We start from the raw sequence: 23,747 nt of genomic DNA on the forward strand, positions 1-23,747 counted from the left end.
TGTTAAAGTCTCCGCTCCAGCTCGAGTATCCATGCACTGAGCAATTTATCCTGTTCAGTACCGGAATCTTGCGCTGCTATATAGTGCTGAAGGGCGCGCTCGGGTTGTTGCAGGTAAAGGTCGTAGAGGATTCCCAGGTTGCGGTGTGCATCGGCATAGTGTGGCCAACGCTCTATGGCCGCGTTGTAGTATTGCTCTGCATCTTCGAACCGCCCCCGGTCACGCATCAGGGCGGCAAGACGATTCCAGGCAAATACATTGTTATCGTTTACAGCAATAGCCTGGCGAAAGCTGCTCTCGGACTCCTCGTATTTCTCGCCGGAATGCTGCACGATTGCCAGGTTAAGCCAGGCTCCAGATAGCTCCGGCCACTTTTCAGTAATTTGGAGCAGTTGCGATTCAGCTGCAGGTAAATCATTTGTCTGAAAATTCTGCCGAGCCAGTTCCATCGCCGCACGGGCCTGTTGCGGTACCCTTTTAACATCTCGCAAGTAGGGGTTTTCTGTCAGTTGTTGCGCGGTGTCGCTATCCGTGGGCGATATCGTCTTTTGCAGACCGCTACATGCGGAGAGTAAAAAAACCAATAGCGCAGCAGTGAATAACCGTGCGATTGAAGTTAATTTCTGGGTGCTAGATTCAATGCAGTGCATCACTCCACTCCAGGGTTTTTTCTTCTTTTTTGTAGCGTGCGGGTAACAGCTCTCCCAGTGAATGGAAGCTGCGTTTAACCCAGTCGTCGTAAATACCCTCAACTGTGCGCTGGATATTGGCCTCGTGAAGTTCTATGGACTTCTCCTCGAAGGGATAGGCCTGTTCCTCCAGCAGAATTTCGTATTGTTCCAATTCCAGCTCGTTCAGGCTTTTAGGGCGCTGTGAGTCCATCAGGTCACGGCTGAGCTGTCGGTAAACTTCCGCGAGGCGATAGTTTGCTTGAGGGGTGAATTCTGCGATGCCAAACTCCAGGACTTTACGGTAATCCGCCACGGTGGTTTGCATGGCCCGCTTTTTATTAGCGAGACTGGTCTTTAACGGCAAGCGCAGTGCCAGTTCAGCAAATTTCGCATAACTTTGTTCCGCCAGTTCACTTTGAGAATAAGCGGCCAGGTAACGCCCGCGGGGTGACTGCAGCGAGTTCTGTGCAAGTTGTTGTAGCCAGTAATTCCGCTTAGTGGGCTTTTTGGTCTGAGCGTAGATTTCGACCAGCTGAAATTGCGCTTCCAGACGTTGCTCGGCGGGTTCTGGCCACAATTTGCTGTAGTTGCGATAGCTTTCAATAGCCCTGTTGTATTCACCGGCTTTTTGCAGGTTTTCTGCTGCCATAAACAGGGATTGACGGCGAACTTCCCGATCCGGATCTGTAGCGGCTAATTGCAGTAATTCTGTGGCGGCAGCCGCCGGCATTTCCAGAGCTTCAAAGATAACGATGGCTTTGGCAGCCAGTGTCGGCGTCAAGGTGTGCGCGGGATAAAACTGGCGGAAATCAGCGAGTTCTGTGCTGGCGCGCTGCCACTGCCCTAATTGAATAAGAAAATTAATCGCATCATATTGGGCGGTGGCCGCAACCTCTGTGCGCCCGCTATCGCGGATACGCAGCAGGTGATTGAGGGCTTCCTCACTGGGAGCGGCATCCTCACTCTCGCGCTGGGCCAAAATGATTTCTGCCTGGCGATAGATGGATAACTGCAATTGGCGCAATGCGTCTTTGTGCAGCTTATCGTCTGGCTGGTAGCCGAGCGCGCGGGTATAGGCAGCCTCTGCCTGGGGATATTGCTTCAGGGAAAAATGGCTGTGGGCCAGTATTATTGCAATACTTATTTGCTGTTGCCTATTGGCTGGCGGTTGCCATTGATCGGCGTGCTCGGCAGCGGCGATGGCTTCGGCAAAGCGCGATTGTTGTAACAACTTATCGGCAGCGGCCAGCTGTACTGGCAGAGCTCTCGGGTCTTGGGGCCAGCTCTGTGCAAATTTCAGGCTCGCTTCGATATTGCGATCGAGCCACAGGATTTTCTGTTCCGACTCTTGATCCGGAGTTTGTTCATGCACTCTGGCTGCACTGAGGATGGCTCCGTAGCCGGCTTCGGCAGCATACTTGGGATCTTGGTATTCCCAGGCGACCTGGCTGTAAGCGCGCCAGGCGGCGGGGTGATCTGCAGCCTGCTCAAGACACTCTGCCATCAGGAAAACCATGGATGGCGTGCGTGGATCTTGTGGAAAAGTCTGCGCGTATTCCTGATATAACGCGGCGGCGCTGCGATAGGCACCCAGTGATTGTGCGCTGACAAGGCGACGTTCTTTCACCTTATTCGCGGGTAGTTTTGTGACCTGCTGAGCCAATTCCTGAGCGCGGGCGTGGTCAAACTGGGCCAATTCATACAGCCATGGTTGCAGGGTTTTGGCCAACTCCTGTTGTTGAGTTTCACCTGCTGCTTGCCAGTAATCACTGTTCACACCATAGCGACGCACAAAGTCCCGCTTCGTGGGCAGAACTTCCTTATGTAGTCTCCCCGCTTGCAAGGTTTCAACGGCGAGAAGATGAAGCTGTGGGGCTTGCTGGGTTTGTGGGTAGTGATTGACGAATTGTAAAAAGGTATCGGCACTATTGCGGAACAACTCTTTTTCCCGATACCAGGTACCGAGTGCACTGTATAGCTGGTGCTGATAGGGACGTGGCTCTCCATTGAGGTTAAAAGGCTCAATGGCTTCAGCACCTCCCAGGTAGCTGAAGTTTAATGCGAGCCCGCGCAGGCTGTCTTCACGCAGGCGTTGCCGCCCAACAGGGAGTTCCTCCCCCTGTTCCTCACTGTGCAAAATATCCAGCGACTGGAGAAAAATTTCTGTGGATGCGCGGTAATTGCTCGATTTAAATTCTGACCAAGCCAGCATATAGCGAGCATTATCCGTAAATGGACTCGGCCCCTGCTTGAGCAATGCACGGAAATCTCGGGCGGCACTGGGGTAGTCTTTGCGGTTGAATGCCGCCTCGCCACGGCGGAATAAGACTTCGCCGATAAACGGTGAGTCCGGTGCGCTACCGGCAATCTTTTCCAATGCCTGTAAGGCCGCAGGCATTTCCCCGTCCAGTGCTCGGGCGCGGGCTAAGCGATAGAGAATGTAATCATCTTTTGGGCGCTGTGCAGAGAGGCTTTGGTAATAATCGACCGCGCTGGAGTAGTCGACAATAGTATCCGGATTGTCGGACTGTTTTTGCTCCAGTCGTTCCATTTCCAAGTCAGCCAGGCGCAGATGGATTTGTTGCCGAACCTTGGGATCGGTGTGGCTCTCCAGTGCCATGCGGTAACTTTGCACCAGGTTTTCCAACGCGATAACGGTTTGCACGGGCGGACTTTGCGGTGCCTCTTCCTGGGGGCTGGGTGGGTTGGCGCGGGGCAGGTCAGCCAGGGTTTGTACCGGTTGATTGCCGCAGGCTGTCAGGGCACAGCAAATACCAATAGCTAGGGAGCGCAGGGTAAACACAGCTGCCGGATGCGGGGCGTTATTCATTGTCTGCGGCCCCGGTATTATCCGTGTCACTGTCAGCCTGAGAGGCTGCGGGAATTGCCTGGATTTCAGCGTCTTGCAGACGTGCGATAGCCAGGCGTGTGTGGGCCATATAATTGTGAATTTGCTGCTGCTCCCTACCCAGCTGGGCGATAACTTCTCGGCGTAGGTCGGCTTCAATCAATTCGCTGGCTCGACCAATCGCCGCTTGCTGAGCTGGAATTTCGTCACCGGCGGTGACCACCCGATAGGCTAGTTGGCGCAGTTGTGGCCCTCGCTGTGCTTCGGTATCTGTTTTCTTGCGTTGTTCCCGCCCCCTGCGTAACTGATCTTCGAGCAGTTGTAGGGATTTTTGCTGCTGCCACAACTTCTCGTGATACTGTTCACTGGCTTGCCAAAGCAAAATCCCCCGGGCTTTCGCCAGGGTTTCTGCTTGTTGTTGGCTGGCTTTGCCGCTGTCCTGGATTTTTTTAAGACGTTCTTGAGCGCCGGTGAGAATTTCCAGTAATTCGAGGGTTTCACTTTGTTCATTTGGAGTGGCGGTGGTCGCCAATAAAGTGAGTGCGTCGCGCTCCTGTTCAATATGCTCGAGAGCTGCCCTCAAATGATCATATTGCTGTGTTGCCATCTGCAACTGCTGGTCAAACTGGGCGCTATTGTAGTTATCAATAATCGTTGTACGGCGCAGGTGACGCTCTTCGATAAGGTCAGCAAATTGAGGTAGTTTATCTTGCCAGGTCTGTAGGACCTGGGTGAGCTGCTGTAGATCGCGCAACTCGGTGAGCCGCAATTGGAAGCGGTCACTTTGCAGGATTGGCCGCAGGAAGTGCTGGTTGTCACGCAATAGGGGAGAAGCCTGGGCTAGTTGTAACCAGCCATAGCGCCAAGCCTCGCGCTGAACAGGATCATAGGCCAGCGGTTCCGTCGCCAGGTCTTGCTGTAACTGGTGTAACTCAGTGAGCGTTTCCAGGTAATAAGCTTCAGCGCTTTGATATGCTCTGAGGGCTACAGAGCGATTTTCCAGTTTTTCGTAACCATAAGGCAGGGCTACCATCGCTTCCCGTGCGGCGGGACTGTAGCGGTGTTTATCCAGTAAAAATTGCAGTGCGTCTATGCCCGCTTGGTAGTCCTCACCATTGATAGAGGACCAAGCCATTCCCAGGAGTGCGCGAGTTGCCCAGGGCGTGTTGAGGCGAACCCTGGAAAAGGCTTCTTTAGCTGCGCTGTGTTGCTCTGCAAGAGCCAGGGCGTACCCCATACCAATATGGGCTTTATCAATGAGTATGGGAATTTCAGATGAAGGAATATCAATTGTTTCTGCAAAATCAACAGCGACTTGATATTCGTGAATTGCTGCAGGCAATTGGCCGGACCTGGCAAAGGCAGCGCCTAAGTTGATATGTCCCAATAACTTTTCCGCAGGGTATAAATCGCTGGTTTCCAGTAATTTTTGAGCCGTGGTGAGGTCTTTATTGCGCAGCGCTAAGTTGAGAGGTAGAGAGGACTCCTCGGCAACCCCTGACTTTTCCAAGTGTGCTGCTGCGCTGACAAAATCACCGTTCAGGTAATTTAATTCGGCCAGCTTTAACCAGGCAGTGCGGCGATATTTTGGCGCAGCCTCGACATTACTCTGCTGTTCAAAAAGTTCAGCTGCTCGTCTATGTAAACCAAACCCTAGGCTGATCCCGCCCTCTATCAATGCGGCGTTATCCCTGTGAATTTGAATTGAATCCCGCTGTTGAGCAACCAGCAGTGTGCTCAGGGCATCAAAGTAATCCCCTTCAAAATACTCGTAAAGCGTAGCGCCATAAGCCAGGTCTTGAGCCCTTTGGTATTTTTGTGGGGCTCGCTGCTCATTGCTGGGACCGTTTGTTTCGGCCACAGTATCAGCTTCCTGAGCGCAAAGGTTACTTGCGGCAAGGATGAGCGCCAGGGATAGGGTGCGGGTAAAAGATGGGTAGTACATGGCTAATCAGGGCGTTGGCCACTGCACCAACTCAAACTCCGGCTGTTGTTTTCCGGAGTTGTCTGAGATAACCAGTTCAATAACGGCGGGCTCATCACTTTTATTCAATTCCAACTTGGCTGCCCGCTTGTATTCGCGCCCTTCGGGCCCAAGGCCAGTTATAAAAGCAGAAATAGTGTAATCACCGGATTTTAGGTTGCTTTTGTAAAGCGGTTGAATACCACCGCGAATCAACGCTTCCCGCTGATGTTCCGTATACAGATGACTTGCACTTAACTTGTTATCGATGTGTAGCTTTACTGCATCCAAAGTAAAATAGTGGCCTACATCCATAGACACATAAAAGGCGATTTGGCTCTGTGCGGGATAGAGCAAATCTTCTTCAAGAATCAATAAATCCCTGTTTAATTTAAGTACATCGCGCTTTAATTCTTCCAATTTCTCCGCAGAGAAATCGCTTTCCTGAGCCTGCACAAACGCAGAGCCTAAAAGGCCGATAAATAAAATAAAGCACTGAAAGGGGCGTCTCATGGCAGACCTTTTGATAGGAATTGGCATTATTCTTTGGTCGGCGCAAATTATGTCAGGGGATCAACGATCTGATGTGATCTTGTTGGCAAATTTTCTATGAAGATAAAACGGATTACTCAAAGATTCTCCAAACCGCGACTGAAAAACAACTTCCGGTTACTATCTATAACTACTGCTTCAAATTGGGGCAATCGATTAATAAGTGCCAAGCCTTTCTCTTTTCCCAGAACAAACACACTGGTAGAAAGGGGGTCGGTATCAAAGCCGCGGGGGCCAATAATGCTGACACTAATCAACTTATCAGTGTCTTTTGCAGAAGTTTCCGAGGGTTTTCCTGTGGATGGGTTAAAAATATGGTGCACTCTATCCTGCTGCTCATCAATAAAATAACGCTCGTAATCACCTGAGGTAGAGATAGCAATATCACGCAGGGGGATAACCGCAGCATTTTTACTTTTTTCACGGGGGTGGCGAATACCCACTAACCAGGGTTGCCCCTGTTTATCTCCCAGCATGCGTGCATCGCCACCGGCACTGACGCTGGCGCAGCAAATGTCTGCCTGCTTGAGGATCTCAATTGCCCGATCAACCGCATAGCCTTTGGCAATTCCCCCCAAATCTATTTTTGTGCTTTTGTGGCCAAAACGGAGTGTATTGGCCTTTTTATTCAGTTTTAAGTGGCGGTAATTCAACGCTTCTAACAACGAGTCCGTCAGCTGGGCGTCTGCCTGTCTTTGCTGGCGAAAATCATAGTGCTTGCCGAGGGTGGCATAGCTGATATCGAACGCACCATCAGTGAGCTGACTAAACCAAAGGGATTTATCAATCAGGTTGGTGAGTTCTTTGGATATATTGACGTTCCCCCGGCCAGCTGTGCGGTTGACGAGAGATAGTTCACTGTTTTCCTTATAGGGTGAGAGCTGATCGTCAAGGCGATGGAACTCTGTCATGACCTCTTCAATAAGGTGCTCGGCTTCATTGCCGTCCTCGTGCCAAAGTTGCAGGCGAACCTGAGTCCCCATAATTGCACGTTCAGCGTAGTGCCACTCGGCCACAGAAGGAATCGCGCAAAGTGTGGCACCGCACAGTAATAGTGATTTAAAAAAGCGGAACATCACTTATCCAACTTAAATAATGGGGGCGAAGGCAGTCATGCTGTCTTGTAAGTTACTATCGCCGAGGCCATGGTTGGGAAATAAGGTGGAGAAATTACCTTGCTCTCCGTGCAGGGCCATATAATTGAGCACTACAGTTTCCACCAATAAATTGACGTTGTTAGCGGCGGGGGTGGATGTTGTTTCTACGTCACCGGAGCTGCGCATATAGCCGAGTTGCTGGTGGATCGCCTGTTCGTCCGCCGTGCCACCGAGTAATTGTGGTCGGCCCGCCGGGTTGTATACCAGGAAAAATGAGGCGGCTGTCTGTTGGTCATCACCAGTCCAGACACCTTTGCCGCGGCCCTCTACAGAGTCGTCCAGCATTCCATTAGAGAAAACGGAACCATCACTAAAAACGTAAATCATCAGGGGCTGGTTGCGGCGGGCGGCATACTCCAGGCAAGCGCCAATACAGCGCCCAGCGCGCAAATCGCGAATCTCTCCTGTGGCGCGGTCGCCGGTATGGTAGTCATAGCCACCCATGGTAATAGTGCCTGCACCGGCATATCCATTGACGACCAGCTTCATCACTGAGGCAGTCTTTTGGAACTCTCTGTCTCCACTCAATTCTGAACTGGTAAAAACACCGGATGGCCCGACGATATCTGGATCGGATTCGGGATTTAAATCGGCCGGGTTGCCAAAGCGATCAGCCAGGTCAGCACTTTTCATATAGCCACAACGCACCAGGTCTTTAATGACTGCATCGGTGCTGACTTTAGTATTTACGTTGCTGAGTTTCGCTTCGGAGATGCGGTACATGGACTCCATCACTGCGACAGTGTCCTCCTGACTGAGCAGCCCCACCAGGTCTCCTACATCTACAAGGCCAGTAACGTCGGAAGAGCGATCCACTTTGGTGGGGCGAACTTCGGGGTTGATCATGGCGGAAGGAGCCATGGAGTTGCCACCGGAATCACTGGAGCTGGAGCCGATCAGGGCCAGCAGGGAACCGTTGGCTCCCGCTTGGTTAATACCGTACATGGGATTGTGTGGGTTGTTGCCGGTGTCATTTTCCGAGCGAGCGGGAATAACTGCACCGTTGGTCGCCGATGCTGTGCCAGCAGCGATTTTTTCCAGAATGCCTCGCAACATACCGCTGTCACTATGGAAGGCGAGACCCAGGTCAGTATTGATAAATTCATCACCGAGGGAGGGAACCATATCCCCGGGGAGGCCTTGCTTGTTGTAGCCGGCTGTGCCGAGAAAATCCATTTGTCCGCCCTCTTTACCTACCAGCACATTGGAGCCTGCGATATTTGCACCGCCGGCGAGATCGAAACAAATAAAAGGAATTTTACCGGCACCGAATGCACTGACGTCACAGGGCCCGCCATTGGTTTTTCGCAGTGCTTCCAGGTCCGAGGAAAGGGCTGCATGGGCACTACGGGGATTGGCAAACAAGCTGAAGACAGAGCCGCCCAGCACTGTTCCCATACCCGCTCGGAAGCCTTGAGCGAGAAAGTCGCGGCGTGTTACCGGGCGGTGGTGGTCCGGGTGCCGTAGGGGCTGGTCCAGATCAAAGTGTTTTTTCTTGCTCATAATATTCCCGGATATAGTTTTCGGTGTGCCGGCTCTTTATTGTGGAGGGGCTCTACCGGCGAAAGTTTTGCCGACAAAGCCGCTAGTCTTTTTTATGCGATCAGTGAATCAGGATCATGGCACTGCCCATGGCGGCAGCACATACGGCTTTCACCGTAGTTTCTGTGCGACCTGAATCGCAGCTGCTGCCACAGGCGGTCATGGTGTCGATAAGCGTGTCCAGTTCTGTCTCTACAGAGGCCAGGTCCGGGGCGCTGGCAAGTTGCGAGACGCTGCCGTCGTGCCAGTTCATCTCGTGGCCAAGCAAACCTTCCATGAGCGGATCGATAATCTGCGCGCGCTTGCTGGCGCTGTCGAAGGCGGTGTCTGCGGAAGCGCTGAAGTCAAACCCACTGAAGTAGCTGCTGCGCTCACTGGAGTCCACCAGGGTGCTGCAATACTTCACTGCCAGCTGGGTGATACCCATTTGCTGTGCAGCGAGGAATCCTTCAATGTCACTTTCAACCGGAAGCTGGCGTTTCACAGTTTCCCAGGTTTCATAAATCTCCGGGTGGGACATGGAGACTCCGGTCGCCTGGGACAAGCTTGCATGGATTTGTTCAAATCGGCGCAGACCTATGCGCGATTGCGCTTCCAGATCAGCGGCATCCGCAGGTTCAGCTGGAGTAACCTCAACCCGGTTATAGGTTTCGCTGCCGATTTTTTCGAAGGTCAGGAAAAATTCATCATCGAGGGGGCCTTTATCCAGAGTGATAATGGTCCCGAGCCTGGAAAGCTGCTGGCCTTCACCTGCTACGTAGCTATTGTCGACTGCAGTGGATAACTTGGACCAGGCCTGGCCCACCTCCGCTTCGCGGCCATTAATACCGATACGCATTCCCTCAATGGCGATTCCAGATGGATCGACACTGTCGTCGAGGCTGACAAAGGTGGGTTCACTGAACAGGTAGGCATAATTATCAAATTGCTGCACAGTAAACATTACATAGCTTTCGGCAATGCCTGTGTGCTCTTCAACTTTGAATAACAGCAGGTATTTTTCACCGACGCCGACTTCGTAGTTGGTAGCGATATCCTCTTCCGATAGGGCGCGGGAGTGAATTGCCAAAAGGCGAATGGAGCCTTCCCAACTGTTGCCGTTACTGACTTCGCTGCCTACTGCGAGAGCAAAGGTATCGTCCCAGGTAGAGAGTAAACCGGATTCACTTGGGTCCGGCTCCCCGGTATTTGCACCGTTAACGTAAAGCTTGCGTCCGTTAATTGGATCGTAAGTGGCCACCACATGCTGGAGACTGGCTTGTACAACCTGGTCGGCATCATCGGTTGCCAGGGCAGGCATACCGTCCGCATCGGTGTTGTCATTGCGGTTTTGCACGGTGTAACTGTATTGATCCTGGCCGAGAGTGAAGTTGCGAATATCATCGCCACCGGAATAGGTGACGATACGCGCAGGCCCATCCTGTGAGACGTTGGCGGGTGCCGCCCAGATTTCAATTGAGTATTCACCGGTGGCTGTGAGTGTATCGTAAAGTTTGCTGCTGGTTGCAGTAGCCCCCTGTGCTTTACCCCCCTTCAATTGCAGCCCCCAGGAGTCGATCCACTCCACATCGCCAGATAGGGCGAGATCAATTGCGGGGTTAACTCCGGAGGTATCGTAGGCAGTGGTGCCGCTGCCGGTTTTAAATTCATAGAGAGCAATTGCATTGCTCTCTATACGGCCGCCACTACTCGCAACAATACCGTCTGTGAGGCGCAGTGCCTTACTGATAACCCAGTCGGGGTCTACCTCGGTGACATTGATAGTGTCGGCGAAGGCTTGGATCGCATCGGTCATTTCCGCTTCGTTATCTGAGCAGTCATCCCAGCAGTTGTGAAATTCACTGCCCAGGCGCACAGAGAAACGGGAGTCGGCTGGAGAATCCAGGTTAATTTTGCTGACCGCAGATGCGTAGGCGAGATCGACATCAGAGCTGGCAAAGTAGGGGGTTTGTGCCGTTGTCGCATCTTCACTGTGACAGTTGGCACAGTAGCTGCGCAACAGAGGGTAAACTGTAGTGCTAAAGCTGCCGCTGGATTCGGGGAAACTTTTACTGGCACCCACCTCACGCTCGACAGGTGCGACAAGGGTGATTGTATTGCTTAGGCCGCCGCTAGCCCGAGCCCATTCCTCGATGTAGTTGGTAATAATTTCCGCACAGGCATCATCGCTGGAAAGCCAACAATTGTGCCCACCACCAACCTTGGTTACCAAACGGGATTCATCGGGAACTGATAAGTTAATTAACTCACGCCCGGCATCGTAGGCAGCATTAATATCATCGCCGCGGACAAAATGTGGGCTCTGGTTATTTTCAATATGACAGCTGCCGCATCGATTTGTCGCTGCCAGGTTATCCCAGATGTACTGTTTATATTGATTGACATCATCAGTTTCAGGGTCCGGTCCGGAATAGGCAGCGGTGCCATCGTTGTCGCTGGTATCCGGTTGGCTTTCGGTGCCCTCTCCACTGCCACCACTACAGGCACTGATTGCCAGGGCAGCACAAAATAGTGAAGCGATACGAAGCGTGCGAACTATCAGTGTATTTTCTATCACTGGGAGACTTTTATAGGTTTTCATTTTTTAATCTCCCGCGCAGTAAACCGCAGTGTCTGCGTATACCTGCTTAAGTTTGTAGCCGGTATTGCTGAAATCATCGGTAATTGTTTCGATTCGGTTGCGGTCGGTAGAATCTTCCGGCTCGCGCAGACAAACTTGGCGAAACACCTTAGTTACTTGGCATTTGGCGAAAGCTCGGCTGTTAGACAACTCCTCTCCCAGGGATTTGATGCCGTTGCCGTTGCCGGACAAGGTGTCGCTCCAGCCAAGATGCATATTTATGCCCTCGCGCCAGTAGTTAACCCAGCTGTCGTCGGGAATGATAAAACCGTGGGGAAAATTGCCGCTGTTGATCAGGTTTTTGGCCTTAACACGGCTGCCGGTTTCTGGATCTATATCACCGGCTGCGTTGTAATCCAGGGCTCCCTCTTCTCCATCGGGATCATTGTCTGCATCGTATACATAGTCGTAGTAAGCGAATGCCTGTGCCATGGGGTCCATGCCGCTGTGGCAACCGATACAGTTATTTTGGAATACCCGACTGTCGCCCCCAGGGCTGCGGCTTACGTCCTGGCGAATACGATCCGGTGAGCGGGAAGTATCCTGCACCTGCTCCATGTCGTTACACAGGTGATTGAGCATGGTAAAGCGAAACATGGCGCGATTGGTTCCCGCACTAAAAAAAGCCTTGGCAGCTGCGCGGCTGGTAAGAACGCCGGCGGTGGCATCTGCGGGGAGACCATTGAGAGAGGATTGAGCTTCCTGCACCAGATTGTCCTGCAGGGAATAACCCCCGGCTTCCAGTGTCTCGTAGTGGTCGTTATTTCCCGTGTTGTAGGAGGGCAGGCCAGAAATATCACCGGTGTAGAGAATATTTGCCGAGAGCAGTTGGCGGAAGTCCATATCGTCCCGAACCATGCCGATTACCGTCGCAGTGTAATCATTTAATGGTTCAAATACGTCCTGCTCCTCATTAGTCCAGGGGGTGGCCAGATTTTTTAGGGTGACATTATAGAAGGCGTCATTCTCCATTGCCGTATACGCCGCAGCGGTGGGATCACCGTTTTCTATATCCTCTGCCATATCCAGCAATACACTCTCGCTGGGAATGGTTCCGGTGATGCGGCTGTGAATTTGGAGAGCCTGGTCCTGCGATGCTGATAGGGCAGAATTGCTCCACAAACCTACTCCGAGCAGTGCGGTTACCGTGGTGAGCCGGAGTACACGCGCTCGAGACGAATTATTTTTCATTGGACTATTTTTGTCGGTGAGATCACTGGGATGTGGCAAAGCAGTCTAAAAGCAGATTTCAACAATGTCAGAATGACTTTCAATATTTGCGTCCCAGTTGGCAAACTTTTTGTGCGCAACTTGCGAGAATTAGCCTCAGCGGTCAAAGCCGTATAAAAAAGTTCTTAGGCTAAGAGCACAAAAAAGGCGTGTGCTGCTCGTGCCAAACCCGGGTGGATAACAAAAATGAAATGTTTGCGTGCGCTACCGCTTTTGCTATTGGTGACGGCCTGTAGTGGCGGTGGCAGTTCCAGTGGTGGTGAAGACCAAGCCGAAGATCCCGTGGTGGAGGACTATCCTGTTGCTTTTGTACTTCGTCAATTAAGTAGTGACGATGATGGCAGCCTCCTTCAGGATAATATTTATGAGCCCGGGGAATTTTTTGCCGGAGCTCAACTGATTTTAAAAGACCGTGCAACCGCCAGTGCTGCAGAAACTGTCATTACTGCAAATATATTTGACGGTGATTACGATGTAAAAGATCTGAATACTTCAGCAGATGGTAGCCAGCTTATATTTGCTATGCGGGCACCGGAAATAGAAGACGCTGATGACGATGAGCAGCCTACCTGGAATATTTGGGTATACAACACCGAAACAGAAGAACTCAATCGGGTAATTGAGTCAGATTTAACTGCTGAAGAAGGCCAGGATATCGCTCCCGCTTTTTTACCCGATGGACGCATTATTTTTTCTTCTACCCGCCAGCGGCGCTCCAGAGCTCTTTTACTGGATGACGGTAAACCGCAATTCTCGGCCCTGACTGAAAATCGAGAGGAGCCGGCATTTGTACTCCATGTAATGGAAGCGGACGGAACCGATATCACTCAGATATCGTTTAATCAGAGCCATGATTTAAATCCAGTTGTACTGAGCGATGGACGGGTCCTGTTTAACCGCTGGGACAATGCGGCAGGTATCGATAAATTAAGCTTATATACAGTAAATCCAGATGGTTCTGACCTGGCGGTTTATTACGGTTATCACAGTCAAAATACGGGTACAGAAGAGACTGAGGCCGCCTTCAATCGACCGCACGAAATGCCGGATGGCCGCCTTTTGGTAACGTTGCGCGCTCCCTCTGGGCTCACTTATGGTGGCGATCTCGTGACTATCGATGGAATTGTTTATAGCGAAGCCTACAGTGAGCCGGAGCAAAGTGGTGAAATGGTCGGGCAGGCTTCTATCACTGTTGGAGAAGTCACTACCGACGATACTATTTCTCCCCATGGTACTTTTGCTTCCGCATGGCCATTCTACGATGGGACAAGTCGTTTGTTGGTAACCTGGAGTGAATGCCGGGTTATCAATGAAGAAACCGAGCTGCTGGAGACCTGCCCGGATACTCTTGCCGAAGACGAAGAAGTTCAATTGGCAGACCCACTCTACGGCCTGTGGATTTACGATTATATCGCCGGCACCCAGCTTCCTATTGTGGTTGTGGAAGAGGGAGAAATGATATCCGAAGGGGTTACTCTGGAGCCTCGCACTGAGCCCACCTATATTCCAGACCCCGTCCCGGGAGTCGATGTCGATGCGGATCTGGTGGAGGAATCTGTCGGAATCCTGGATATTCGCAGTGTTTATGATTTTGATGGTGAAGATATTGCCGGAATCGAAACCTTGGCGGATCCCGCCCAAACCACAGCAGATTTGCGGCCTGCACGATTCCTGAAAATTTCCAAGGCCGTGGGCATTCCCGATGATGATGTTCTGGACTTTGATGGGGCAGCATTTGGCCGCAATGGTAATCAGGGCATGCGTGAAATATTGGGTTATACCCCAATCCAGCCCGACGGCTCCGTCAGGGTAAAAGTTCCCGCAGATATGCCCCTGGTAATTTCCGTTGTCGATGCAGATGGAAAACGCATTTTCGATAGTCATAACAACTGGTTACAGCTACAAGCGGGTGAAGTGCGAAGTTGTAACGGTTGTCATACTAGCGATAGCGAAGCTCTTCATGGCCGCACGGATATGCAGCTGGAAGCAGCTTGGGTTGGAGCGCCGACCTCGGCAGCACCATTTGCCAATACTGAGCCCGCACTACTGGCGGAAATGGGCGAGACTATGGCTCAATTATTGGCCCGGTATATTGGTGAGGCTGAACTTGAAGGAGATCTGCACTTTACCGATTTATGGACTGATCCTGCGGTACGGACTAAGGATGATGAGTTATTGCTTTCATACGGTGATTTGAGTACGGATGCACCGGTGGAATCCACCTGTTTAACAGAGTGGGAAAGTAATTGTCGAATCGTCATTCACTATGAACAACATATTCAGCCGCTCTGGGATTTCCCCCGTGAAGTATTGGATAGTACAGGAGCAGTAATAGCTGATTATACCTGTACAGGCTGTCACTCTCCTGTTGATGCTGCCGGAGCAACCCAAATACCCGATGGGCAATTAGATCTCACAACCTCGGCTTCCTCTGTTAATGATGCTTGGTTTGTTTCCTATTCCGAGCTGGTGGCCGATCGCGCTGAATTGGAGTTATCCAGTGGGGTGCTAACACCGCGGCTCGTACAGGAATTTGATGATGATGGAAATCCTGTTTACGAGGTTGATGAGGATGGCGAATTAGTTCTCGACAGTAACGGTGATCCGATCCCGGTAATGGTTACCGTCAATATTTCCTCTCCCTTGACGAGCTCTGCTCTTGAGAGCTCGTTTTTTTCTATCTTTGAAAATGGTGGCGCACACCAAGGGTACTTAGAAGATGCCGAGTTGCGCTTGATTGCCGAGTGGTTTGATATTGGCGCTCAATACTATAACGATCCTTTTGCGGCGCCGGCAGATTAAACCATGTTGAAGTTACACCAAAATTCTATTGGCAGTTTCGCGGTATTTGTATTGCTGCTACTTTTTTCTGGACAGGCTTCTTCTGAACGAACTTTGATGGAATCTGATTCTTCAGATGAAACCCCACAAGAAGAATTGGTTGAGACGGAGACTGAGACTGAGAAAAAATATAAAGGCCTTGAGGATGCAGAGCTGGTTACAGTCGGTAATGCATTTATTAATATTTACCGAGGCCCGGGGCGCGGTTACCCGATATTCTATGTCGCTGAGTATGGTGAACAAATTTGGCTGCTTAAACGCCGCACCGACTGGGTAAAAGTGCTTACTTCACGCAATAAAAGTGGCTGGGTAAAAGTTGACGACTTACGTGAAATCTACGGAGAAAATGGAGAAATTGTTCGAGTTCCTCTACCGGATTTTTCCGATGTTGACGACGGTTACTTTTACCTAGGTTTGAATTACGGTGATTTTGCTGGAGCGGAATCCCTGGGAGTTAGCCTGGGCTACCAATTTACTGCCAATCTGGCTACTGAAATACGTGCAACCCAGGCGGTAGGTTCCTATTCAGACAGCCAAGTCTATCAGGTGGCAATGGTCCACCAGCCATTTCCACGTTGGAAAATATCCCCTTATTTTGTTTTGGGAGCCGGGATAAATGTTACCTCTCCAAACGCCACTATCGTTGCCACCGAAGATCGGCAAGATACAACGATGTTGGCGGGCGTAGGGTTGCGTACTTACTTATCGCGCCGTTTTGCCATCAGGGCTGAATACACAAATCACTACTTGCTTACTACGCAGGAAAATAATCAGGAGATAGTCGAGTGGAAACTTGGTTTCGACGTATATCTGTAGGCTCTGCGGCGCTTTCCGCACTGGTGGGGACCCAGGTATGCAGTGCTCAGCAGGATGATGAAGTACTTGCGGATATTGTCGCACCTGAACTGGAGCGGCGAGAGATACGTGACGCCCTGATAGATAGTGAAAATATAGAAATTGGTCTGTTTGCTGGTGTTATCAATGTCGAGGATTTTGGCTCAAATTCCCTGTACGGTACTTCAGCGGCCTACCATATCAGCGAAGATTTTTTTATTGAGGCCACCTATGCCCAGACTGAGTTGGGAGAATCCAGCTTTGAAAGATTGAGCGGTGCAGCACCGCTGTTGACTGATGAGCAGCGTGAACTCAGTTATTACAATACCTCTGTGGGCTGGAATATTTTCCAGGGTGAGTACTTTGTATTTGATGACTGGGCTTTTAATGCCAATTTTTATGTTGCGGGAGGTGTGGGAAATACCTCGTTTGCTGACGAGGAGCACTTCACTTACAACTTTGGTGCAGGAGTGAGAATGCTTGCCAACGATTGGCTCGCAGTGCGCCTGGATGTTCGCGACCATGTTTTTGAGCATGAATTATTTGGCGAGGCCCAAGTCACCAATAATCTGTCTGCCCAATTGGGACTTACCATCTTTTTTTAATTGATCATCAAAAAATAACAAGGACTCTTCCATGAAATACCTGGCTGCTTTCCTGACGCTGCTTTTATCGATGTCACAGGCTTCCGCCGCAGAGCCCTCTAAGGATTTTACCTTGAGTTCCAACCAAGGCGGAAATTTGAGGCTTGCAGAGCAGCGCGGCGATGTCATTATGCTGAATTTCTGGGCTTCCTGGTGTGGCCCTTGTCGTCAGGAAATGCCGCTGTTGGATCAGCTACATGCTCGCTATGAAGCTGCTGGCTTCCAGGTTTGGGGAGTCAATGTGGATGCACAGCGCAAGGATGCGGACTCGCTATTAGCGAAAATTCCAGTGGATTTTCCGATTCTTTTTGATAGCAAAGGGGAAGTGAGCAAAATGTATGGTGTTGCCGCTATGCCCAGCACCGTATTTATTGATCGTGATGGCAACGTTCGCTATATCCATAAAGGTTATCGTGATGGGGATGAAGCTGCCTATAAAAAAATGATTAAGGAATTGATTCGGGAGTAGTGTCATGCGTGCACTATTGCTAGTTTGCACTTTCTTGATGAGTACAGGTTGCACTGTTAACCCGTGGATTGCACCCTACGAACGACAATTTCTTGCGGATCCTATTATGGGGTTTGAGCAGGATCCGGTAGCTGCTCGCTATATGAATCACGTGTATGAAGCTCGCGAAGCTGCGCGTGGAGCTGAAGGAGGCAGTGGAGGTGGATGTGGTTGTAACTAAGCTTCTATCTCGCTGGGGCGGGTTGGCATTTTTGGCACCGCTCGCTGCCGTGGCCGCAGTGCTTCCCGAAGAGCGGGCAGACAATATGTATCACGCCTATAGCGGTGGTGGAGTGACCATTGATGGGCCTTCAGTATTGATTCGCCAGAATGTTGGCAACAATATTTCCCTGTCTGCCAATTACTATGTGGACATGATTTCCGGGGCCTCTATTGATGTGGAGGCCACGGCCAGTGAGTATTCGGAGCAGCGGGATGAGTACTCCTTGGGTGCTGACTACCTGGTGGATAAAACTACTATCAGCGTGGGGTACACCAACAGTTCTGAGAATGACTACGAGGCACAAACCGTTGCTTTCGGCATCAGTCAGGGTTTCTTTGGCGACCTAAGTACTATCGACCTGCGGGTTAGTTACGGAAGTGATGATGTGTTCCGCAATGGCGACGATAATTTTGCCGAGGAAGCGCAACACCGTCGCTACGCATTTAGTTGGAATCAGATTCTCACGCAAAAGCTGATTGCAGAGGTGAGTGTCGAAACTGTGTCGGATGAAGGGTATCTCAACAACCCTTATCGCAGTGTTAGGTATCTCGATGAAGCATCTGGAACAGGATTTAGCTATCAGGCCGAGGTTTACCCCAGAACTCGTAACAGTGATGCGGTTGCCCTAAGGGCCAAATATAGATTGCCCTATCGCGCAGCGATTAAAGGGGAGTATCGACACTATGCGGATAGTTGGGGAATCGTTGCAGACAATGTAGAGTTTCGCTATACCCATCCTTGGAAAGAACAAGACGAGTGGGTTTTTGAAGGAAAGATCCGTTACTATCAGCAGAGTAGTGCAGATTTTTACAGCGACCTTTTTCCCTATCTCAACGCTACCAACTTTCGTGCTCGTGATAAGGAGTTGAGTAATTTCACAACCTTGGCCCTTGGCCTGGGAGTGTCCTATGAGTTGCCACGGCGCTGGTCTCTATTAAATCGCAGGAATACAATTAATCTTTACTGGGATCATATTCTATTTGACTATGATGACTTTCTCGATGTCACAGTACACGGTTCAGCTACATCTATCAGTCCTGGTGACGAACCCGCTTATAGTTTCTCTGCCAATGTAATTCGATTATTTTGGTCGGTCCGTTTTTAGGAATGGGGGCCTCTGCGTTCTATTTTTCAGTAAAAGAACAAGATGCAGAGGCTTTATAGTTTGAGTCAAATTTGACTGTTGATTTATTGCATAGAGTAATCCCGCAGAATTTTTCCAATCCTTATACGATAGTTGTCAAATAGTTGTTTTTTGCCTAGGTGTTGTGCATCAAAATGAGCCTTGTGATTTTTCCAACTCACTACAGATTCTTCATCCCGCCAAATAGAGAGTGACAAAATTTTTTCTGGCTGATTGAGGCTTTGAAATCTCTCGACTGAGATAAATCCATCGAAGCTGATTAGGTGTTCTTTTAGGTCGGCTGCAACGGCCAGATATTTGTCTTTTCCTGAAGGTTTTGGTGTAACTTCAAATATGACGGCGATCATCAGTGACTTTCCTGTGGGAACTTCAGGTAGGTTTCTGGCACAGCATTTAAAAAGCTTCGCTTCTCTTCAAGAATAAACTTCTCTCTCGTCGCAAACTGAAAATTTTCACTGCCCTGAGGAGACTGCTTAAGCAGTTTTCGATATTGTTCATAATGAGCCAAGCTATCGAAATTAATAATACCAAAGGCCTGAAAGTTGGTGCCCTCAGAAGGTAGAAAATATCCTAATAGTCGTCCGCCACAATTGGGAATGATCTTGCCCCAGTTCTCAGCATACTGCCGGAAAGCATCAAGCTTAAACGGATCGATCTTGTATTCAATAAAACAGGTTACAGTCATCTAAGTTGCCTCTATTCATAATTTGCTGGCATTCTAGATGGTTTAATTTTCTATACTTCGGTGTTCAGCGAACTGTTGCGAGGATAACCATGGAACCTGACATTTCGGTAATATCCAGTTTGATTGGGGATCGGGCGCGCTCAAAAATATTGATGGCGCTTATGAGTGGAAAAGCACTGACAGCAACAGAGTTAGCCTGTGAGGCTGATGTGACTGCACAGACTGCAAGTAACCATCTTTTCAAGCTGGTAGATAGCAAGCTGCTGATAGTTCGCAAGCAGGGTAGGCACAAGTACTTTCAGCTGGCGAGTCATCAAGTTGCCGAAGCGCTAGAGGCACTGCTCAATCTGAGTAGCACCCTGGTACCTCAAAAAGTTACCACTGGGCCCACAGATCCAGATTTAAGGAAGTCCCGCATCTGCTATGACCATTTAGCAGGAATGGCTGGTGTACTATTGTACGAGGCCCTATTGGCTAGTGAGTTGCTCTCTGAGCAATCACAGCAAGTTTCCTTGACCAAAGAGGGTGAAATATTTTTTCAGGAACGAGGAGTAGCCGTAGCTAGTTTTAAGCAGCGTAAGCGCCCGGTTTGCAAGTCATGCTTAGACTGGAGCGAACGAAAAAGCCACCTTGCAGGCAGCTTGGGTCAATGGATACTCGAAGATGCCTTGGCAAAGCAGTGGGCGGTAAGAAGAGCGGATTCCAGGGCGATTACTTTCTCCCAGAAGGGGCTTTTACTGTTCTCGAAGCGTTATCAGATTGATCACTCCAAGTTGCTATAAATTATTTGTCAGCTCGTTATCAGATTAAAGGAAAGCCCCGTTAACCATATCAACTGTGCTCCATAGCTGAGACGTTGGTGCAGACCGGGGTTGGTTTTTTCTTCGTAGGCTTTTTTTAAGGTAACAGTAAAATAGATAGAAGCGAGCAAGCAGGCTGTACTAAATAGCCTGAATTCTATTGAGAAGTAACTACTGAAAGTACTTAGCAATGGCGCAATGAGTAAAGACAACAACATAAGCATCCCCGCCCAAGAGTGTATCTGGCATTCAAGACTAGGGGTTTTTGTATAGGGATCTGCATCCATAGGAAAGTAACCCGCAATCCAGGTTCCAATACCGTGGATGATAATTAAAACTCCAATAATGGTAAGTACAACTGGGGCCTGTTCAATTTGAATTATATGCAGGCCAAATAAGAAGAATAATATGCCAAGTGGGTAGTTGTTAATGAGGGGGGAGAGCTTCTGGGTTGGGCTTCCAACGGCTCCTAGTTCGCTACAGAATTGTCTTGAATGGCTATAGCCAGAGTATTTTGCTCCTGCCAATGTAACACCTACAACCATCCATACCAGCGAGATAAACCCCAAGTAAGCAAACACTGTATATGCCCCGACTGGTTATGTTGGGGTAGAAGATAGCACCAGATAAAAAGTCCTTTCAAGTTAATCCTTGTCTTCGATCGTGCCAGGTTTATTGCTATTTCAACTTTATCTAAAAGCGATTCTTGCCATAAAGATAGGTGTTTTTGTCCTTATTGTTCGTATCGTTTTAATTATTTTTTTATTAGTTTAAGTCTAATAGAGTAATTAATTTTTTATACTAGATCAGGTACTGGAAAAGGAGTTGAGGGGTCGAAAATGGATAATAATGACAGCAATAATTTTTCTAATGCCATAGAAGTACTATCCCTCGCAGCGCGGTATGCTGAGGAATATGTTTCCGATATTCGCGATCGTCGCGTAAGTCCGTCCGCTTTTGATATTGATCAAATGCAATTTTTTAACAGTGACTTGGCCCGGGCTGGGGAACCGGCAGAGGCTGTTGTCGAGAGCCTGCATCGTTATGGTTCTCCGGCAACAGTTGCCAGTACCGGTGGGCGATTTTTCGGATTGGTGGTAGGTGGGGCTACGCCAGCTTCTATGGGCGCGGCGGTAATGAACGCCGTTTGGGACCAAGTGGCGGTTCTGGAGGCGTCGGCGCCTTCTGCAATTTATCTGGAGCGTATTGCGGCAAACTGGATATTGGAATTGTTAACCTTGCCGATGGAAAGTAGTGTGGGTTTCACCACAGGGTCATCTATGGCCAATATGGTGTGCTTGGCTGCTGCGCGAAATACACTTTATCAAAAATTAAATATCGACCTGGCAAAAAGCGGGCTAACCGGTGCGCCGCCACTGCGTATTGTTGTTTCTGAACAGTCCCATGTCACAGTTCACAAAGCGCTCTCTATTCTTGGATTTGGTATGGATCAGGTGATTAAAGCGCCCTGTGATGAACAGGGGAGGGTACGAGCAGATACTTTTCCCGAGGTTGATGAAACCACCATTATTTGCCTTCAGGCGGGCAACGTAAACTCCGGCAGTTTTGATCCGTTTGCAGACATAATTCCCGAAGCTAAATCCAAAGGTGCCTGGGTACATGTCGACGGTGCCTTTGGTTTGTGGGCAGCGGCATCTCCAGCGAAATCAGTGTTGACTACTGGAGTAGAACAAGCAGATTCCTGGGCTGTAGATGCTCATAAATGGCTAAATACGCCTTATGACTGCGGTTTGGCAATTTGTCGAAAGCCGAGGGCTGTACACAATGTGATGACAACCCAGGCGCCATACTTACAAGTGGGATCGCTGGTGCCCCCCAAGGATATGGTGCCAGAATTCTCACGTCGGGCCAGAGGGGTGGAAGTGTGGGCGGCGATTCAGGAGATGGGCCCGAAGGGAGTAGCGGCGATGATTGATCGCTGCTGTATCCATGCCCAGCATCTGTGCGAAGGCTTGGCAGAAATGGGCTATGAGATCCTTAACGATGTAGTGTTAAACCAGGTGGTGGCAACTATTGGCACTGCGGAAGACATTCAAGAGATAGTCAGGACCATACAGGAGGAGGGCGTTTGCTGGTTTGGAACGACTACCTGGAGAGGAAAAGCGGCCCTGCGTATTAGCGTCTCTTCCTGGGCGACTACCGATAATGATATTGCCCTCACCCTGGATGCTATTTGCCGGGCGACGGAGGCTCAGATGTCCAGATAACCCTTTGTGTGACTTGAAGTACTAGGGGCCTTCTAAAGTAAATAGCACTTAATGTTTACGTCTTTTAGGTCAGGCTGGGGTAGTTGGTGAATTATTTGGAGGCCCTCTTGTTTCCACCTTTGGCGGTAGCAGCCAGTTTCAGTTGCGAGCGCCGTCTATCCTTGTTGAATGGGCGCGGATCTGGGCCATTATTTTCAAGCTTTTGCTTGCGGTATTACTATTTCCGCCAACTCAGCCACTTTTTCAGCACATAAAGGTGAGGGGCTCGGGTAGAACGATGACTTTTTGGCTGGTTTTAATTCTTTTTTTAATTCTACTCTGGCTTCTGTGGATGGCGTTTTGTAGTCCCAGTTTAAGTCGCAATGAGCTACTGAAATTCTCTTTTAATCAACTTACGCTAGCCGGTGGTTTATCCGTTAATTATCGCGAGATGGGGCCAGTTGATGGCGTTAATATACTTTGCCTTCACGGTGGTGGTGATTCACTGAGCGCCTGGAATGCCTGGGCGACAAAATTGGCAGAAAAATATCATGTTATTTTGGTGGACTTACCTGGGCATGGATTGACCGACCCGTTACCAGGAGGCACTTATACACCTAAGCATTTTGCCGATTTTATTGCAGAATTTGTCGCAACCCTGAAACTTAGGGACTTTGTGATCGCTGGCCATTCATTTGGTGGAAATGGGGTCTTACGCTATTTAACAGGACATCCGAATATACCCAAGGCCGCTATTCTTGTCTCTCCCGGTGGTTATAAATGTGGCAAGGGACTGGAAATGCCTGCCGGTATTGCTCGATTTGCCACCAGCCATTCGGGGCGAAAAATGGTTGCGCACATTGGTAGTCGTGGATTATTGAGAAAAATGCTGGCTTCCAAATTTTTCTACAATCCGCAGGCTCTGCCAGGGGAAATGTTGGAACGAATCTATTTGCTTTCCCGCTATGAGAAGAATCGCGGTACAGCGATCAATTTGGTTGCTAATGCCACAATCAATTTCCAGCCGTTGCCGGACTTGGAGACTATTAAAATTCCAGTTTTATTTATCTGGGGGGCAGAAGATCAAATTATTCCCTTGTCCGTAGGAAAGTATTTCTCTGACAAGTTGCCTAATGGAGAGTTAATTGTGTATCAGAAGATGGGGCATATGTCCCATGTCGAAAATGCTGAACAAAGTGTCACCGACGCAATGGAGTTTTTGCAGCGTCAGGGGCTGTGACAATACTGTGGAAAATTTAAAAAAGAGGCCGCAGTGCG

General features: G+C 49.7%; 20 protein-coding genes. 9 read left to right on the top strand and 11 right to left on the bottom strand.

Annotated features, from left to right (window positions below; translation table 11 throughout):
- Nucleotides 1-2: 2 nt before the first annotated feature.
- The 8 genes from ACJJIN_RS19125 to ACJJIN_RS19160 form a co-directional block, all read right to left on the bottom strand.
- Nucleotides 3-650 carry a tetratricopeptide repeat protein gene (locus ACJJIN_RS19125; RefSeq protein WP_444895795.1) on the bottom strand — a complete coding sequence of 216 codons (648 nt, stop codon included), beginning with the start codon at nt 648-650 and terminating at the stop codon, nt 3-5.
- Nucleotides 637-3,501, bottom strand: coding sequence for a tetratricopeptide repeat protein (locus tag ACJJIN_RS19130; protein ID WP_444895796.1), 2,865 nt, complete (start codon nt 3,499-3,501; stop codon nt 637-639). The genes ACJJIN_RS19125 and ACJJIN_RS19130 overlap by 14 nt, the downstream gene beginning before the upstream one ends.
- On the bottom strand, nt 3,494-5,464 hold the full coding sequence (locus ACJJIN_RS19135; protein ID WP_444895797.1) for a hypothetical protein: 1,971 nt from the start codon (nt 5,462-5,464) through the stop codon (nt 3,494-3,496). Before ACJJIN_RS19135 ends, ACJJIN_RS19130 begins: the two co-directional genes overlap by 8 nt.
- A 6-nt stretch (nt 5,465-5,470) precedes the next feature.
- Entirely contained in the window at nt 5,471-5,995 is a 525-nt protein-coding gene (locus ACJJIN_RS19140; RefSeq protein WP_444895798.1) for an AraC family transcriptional regulator, read from the bottom strand.
- 116 nt (nt 5,996-6,111) lie between these two features.
- Entirely contained in the window at nt 6,112-7,110 is a 999-nt protein-coding gene (locus tag ACJJIN_RS19145) for an FAD:protein FMN transferase (protein ID WP_444895799.1), read from the bottom strand.
- Nucleotides 7,111-7,122: 12 nt separating this feature from the next.
- Entirely contained in the window at nt 7,123-8,694 is a 1,572-nt protein-coding gene (locus ACJJIN_RS19150) for a hypothetical protein (protein WP_413663678.1), read from the bottom strand.
- 100 nt (nt 8,695-8,794) lie between these two features.
- Nucleotides 8,795-11,314, bottom strand: coding sequence for a LamG domain-containing protein (locus ACJJIN_RS19155; RefSeq protein ID WP_444895800.1), 2,520 nt, complete (start codon nt 11,312-11,314; stop codon nt 8,795-8,797).
- A 3-nt stretch (nt 11,315-11,317) separates the two neighbouring features.
- The gene (locus tag ACJJIN_RS19160; RefSeq protein ID WP_413663676.1) at nt 11,318-12,544 is read right to left on the bottom strand and encodes a hypothetical protein; all 1,227 of its coding nucleotides are present in this window, start codon (nt 12,542-12,544) and stop codon (nt 11,318-11,320) included.
- A gap of 225 nt (nt 12,545-12,769) precedes the next feature.
- Here ACJJIN_RS19160 and ACJJIN_RS19165 point away from each other — a divergent pair, with 225 nt between their 5' ends.
- The 6 genes from ACJJIN_RS19165 to ACJJIN_RS19190 are packed head-to-tail and all read left to right on the top strand — an operon-like array spanning nt 12,770 to nt 18,738.
- Nucleotides 12,770-15,385, top strand: coding sequence for an HzsA-related protein (locus ACJJIN_RS19165; RefSeq protein ID WP_444895801.1), 2,616 nt, complete (start codon nt 12,770-12,772; stop codon nt 15,383-15,385).
- Between the two features lie 3 nt (nt 15,386-15,388).
- The gene (locus ACJJIN_RS19170; RefSeq protein ID WP_444895802.1) at nt 15,389-16,240 is read left to right on the top strand and encodes an outer membrane beta-barrel protein; all 852 of its coding nucleotides are present in this window, start codon (nt 15,389-15,391) and stop codon (nt 16,238-16,240) included.
- A complete protein-coding gene (locus ACJJIN_RS19175; protein WP_413663673.1) occupies nt 16,210-16,863 on the top strand; it encodes an outer membrane beta-barrel domain-containing protein in 654 nt (217 codons plus the stop codon). Before ACJJIN_RS19170 ends, ACJJIN_RS19175 begins: the two co-directional genes overlap by 31 nt.
- Before the next feature lie 31 nt (nt 16,864-16,894).
- Nucleotides 16,895-17,371 (top strand): TlpA disulfide reductase family protein, encoded by a 477-nt coding sequence (locus tag ACJJIN_RS19180; RefSeq protein ID WP_413663672.1) that lies wholly within the window; start codon nt 16,895-16,897, stop codon nt 17,369-17,371.
- Between the two features lie 4 nt (nt 17,372-17,375).
- The gene (locus tag ACJJIN_RS19185; RefSeq protein ID WP_413663671.1) at nt 17,376-17,591 is read left to right on the top strand and encodes a DUF4266 domain-containing protein; all 216 of its coding nucleotides are present in this window, start codon (nt 17,376-17,378) and stop codon (nt 17,589-17,591) included.
- Nucleotides 17,527-18,738: a DUF3570 domain-containing protein gene (locus ACJJIN_RS19190; protein ID WP_444895803.1), complete on the top strand. Its 1,212-nt coding sequence runs from the start codon at nt 17,527-17,529 to the stop codon at nt 18,736-18,738. Before ACJJIN_RS19185 ends, ACJJIN_RS19190 begins: the two co-directional genes overlap by 65 nt.
- A gap of 83 nt (nt 18,739-18,821) precedes the next feature.
- On the opposite strand, the gene ACJJIN_RS19195 is transcribed toward ACJJIN_RS19190, so the two are convergent.
- Both ACJJIN_RS19195 and ACJJIN_RS19200 read right to left on the bottom strand, forming a co-directional pair.
- Nucleotides 18,822-19,124 carry an antibiotic biosynthesis monooxygenase family protein gene (locus ACJJIN_RS19195; RefSeq protein ID WP_444895804.1) on the bottom strand — a complete coding sequence of 101 codons (303 nt, stop codon included), beginning with the start codon at nt 19,122-19,124 and terminating at the stop codon, nt 18,822-18,824.
- On the bottom strand, nt 19,124-19,462 hold the full coding sequence (locus tag ACJJIN_RS19200) for an NIPSNAP family protein (protein WP_444895805.1): 339 nt from the start codon (nt 19,460-19,462) through the stop codon (nt 19,124-19,126). The genes ACJJIN_RS19195 and ACJJIN_RS19200 overlap by 1 nt, the downstream gene beginning before the upstream one ends.
- 89 nt (nt 19,463-19,551) lie before the next feature.
- On the opposite strand from ACJJIN_RS19200, the gene ACJJIN_RS19205 reads away from it, so the two are divergent.
- A complete protein-coding gene (locus ACJJIN_RS19205; RefSeq protein ID WP_444895806.1) occupies nt 19,552-20,244 on the top strand; it encodes an ArsR/SmtB family transcription factor in 693 nt (230 codons plus the stop codon).
- 8 nt (nt 20,245-20,252) lie between these two features.
- On the opposite strand, the gene ACJJIN_RS19210 is transcribed toward ACJJIN_RS19205, so the two are convergent.
- On the bottom strand, nt 20,253-20,843 hold the full coding sequence (locus tag ACJJIN_RS19210; protein WP_444895807.1) for a DUF998 domain-containing protein: 591 nt from the start codon (nt 20,841-20,843) through the stop codon (nt 20,253-20,255).
- 258 nt (nt 20,844-21,101) lie between these two features.
- Here ACJJIN_RS19210 and ACJJIN_RS19215 point away from each other — a divergent pair, with 258 nt between their 5' ends.
- Together ACJJIN_RS19215 and ACJJIN_RS19220 are read left to right on the top strand one after the other, a co-directional pair.
- Nucleotides 21,102-22,490: a pyridoxal phosphate-dependent decarboxylase family protein gene (locus ACJJIN_RS19215; RefSeq protein ID WP_444895808.1), complete on the top strand. Its 1,389-nt coding sequence runs from the start codon at nt 21,102-21,104 to the stop codon at nt 22,488-22,490.
- Between the two features lie 331 nt (nt 22,491-22,821).
- On the top strand, nt 22,822-23,709 hold the full coding sequence (locus tag ACJJIN_RS19220; RefSeq protein ID WP_444895809.1) for an alpha/beta fold hydrolase: 888 nt from the start codon (nt 22,822-22,824) through the stop codon (nt 23,707-23,709).
- Nucleotides 23,710-23,747: the final 38 nt, after the last annotated feature.

The sequence above is a fragment of the Microbulbifer maximicatervae (SeqCode) genome, from assembly GCF_052467505.1.

Coding starts and splice junctions, on each gene's coding strand:
- ACJJIN_RS19125 (WP_444895795.1), bottom strand. CDS start 650: ATGCACTGCATTGAATCTAGCACCCAGAAATTAACTTCAATCGCACGG.
- ACJJIN_RS19130 (WP_444895796.1), bottom strand. CDS start 3,501: ATGAATAACGCCCCGCATCCGGCAGCTGTGTTTACCCTGCGCTCCCTA.
- ACJJIN_RS19135 (WP_444895797.1), bottom strand. CDS start 5,464: ATGTACTACCCATCTTTTACCCGCACCCTATCCCTGGCGCTCATCCTT.
- ACJJIN_RS19140 (WP_444895798.1), bottom strand. CDS start 5,995: ATGAGACGCCCCTTTCAGTGCTTTATTTTATTTATCGGCCTTTTAGGC.
- ACJJIN_RS19145 (WP_444895799.1), bottom strand. CDS start 7,110: ATGTTCCGCTTTTTTAAATCACTATTACTGTGCGGTGCCACACTTTGC.
- ACJJIN_RS19150 (WP_413663678.1), bottom strand. CDS start 8,694: ATGAGCAAGAAAAAACACTTTGATCTGGACCAGCCCCTACGGCACCCG.
- ACJJIN_RS19155 (WP_444895800.1), bottom strand. CDS start 11,314: ATGAAAACCTATAAAAGTCTCCCAGTGATAGAAAATACACTGATAGTT.
- ACJJIN_RS19160 (WP_413663676.1), bottom strand. CDS start 12,544: ATGAAAAATAATTCGTCTCGAGCGCGTGTACTCCGGCTCACCACGGTA.
- ACJJIN_RS19165 (WP_444895801.1), top strand. CDS start 12,770: ATGAAATGTTTGCGTGCGCTACCGCTTTTGCTATTGGTGACGGCCTGT.
- ACJJIN_RS19170 (WP_444895802.1), top strand. CDS start 15,389: ATGTTGAAGTTACACCAAAATTCTATTGGCAGTTTCGCGGTATTTGTA.
- ACJJIN_RS19180 (WP_413663672.1), top strand. CDS start 16,895: ATGAAATACCTGGCTGCTTTCCTGACGCTGCTTTTATCGATGTCACAG.
- ACJJIN_RS19185 (WP_413663671.1), top strand. CDS start 17,376: ATGCGTGCACTATTGCTAGTTTGCACTTTCTTGATGAGTACAGGTTGC.
- ACJJIN_RS19190 (WP_444895803.1), top strand. CDS start 17,527: ATGAAGCTCGCGAAGCTGCGCGTGGAGCTGAAGGAGGCAGTGGAGGTG.
- ACJJIN_RS19195 (WP_444895804.1), bottom strand. CDS start 19,124: ATGATCGCCGTCATATTTGAAGTTACACCAAAACCTTCAGGAAAAGAC.
- ACJJIN_RS19200 (WP_444895805.1), bottom strand. CDS start 19,462: ATGACTGTAACCTGTTTTATTGAATACAAGATCGATCCGTTTAAGCTT.
- ACJJIN_RS19205 (WP_444895806.1), top strand. CDS start 19,552: ATGGAACCTGACATTTCGGTAATATCCAGTTTGATTGGGGATCGGGCG.
- ACJJIN_RS19215 (WP_444895808.1), top strand. CDS start 21,102: ATGGATAATAATGACAGCAATAATTTTTCTAATGCCATAGAAGTACTA.
- ACJJIN_RS19220 (WP_444895809.1), top strand. CDS start 22,822: ATGGCGTTTTGTAGTCCCAGTTTAAGTCGCAATGAGCTACTGAAATTC.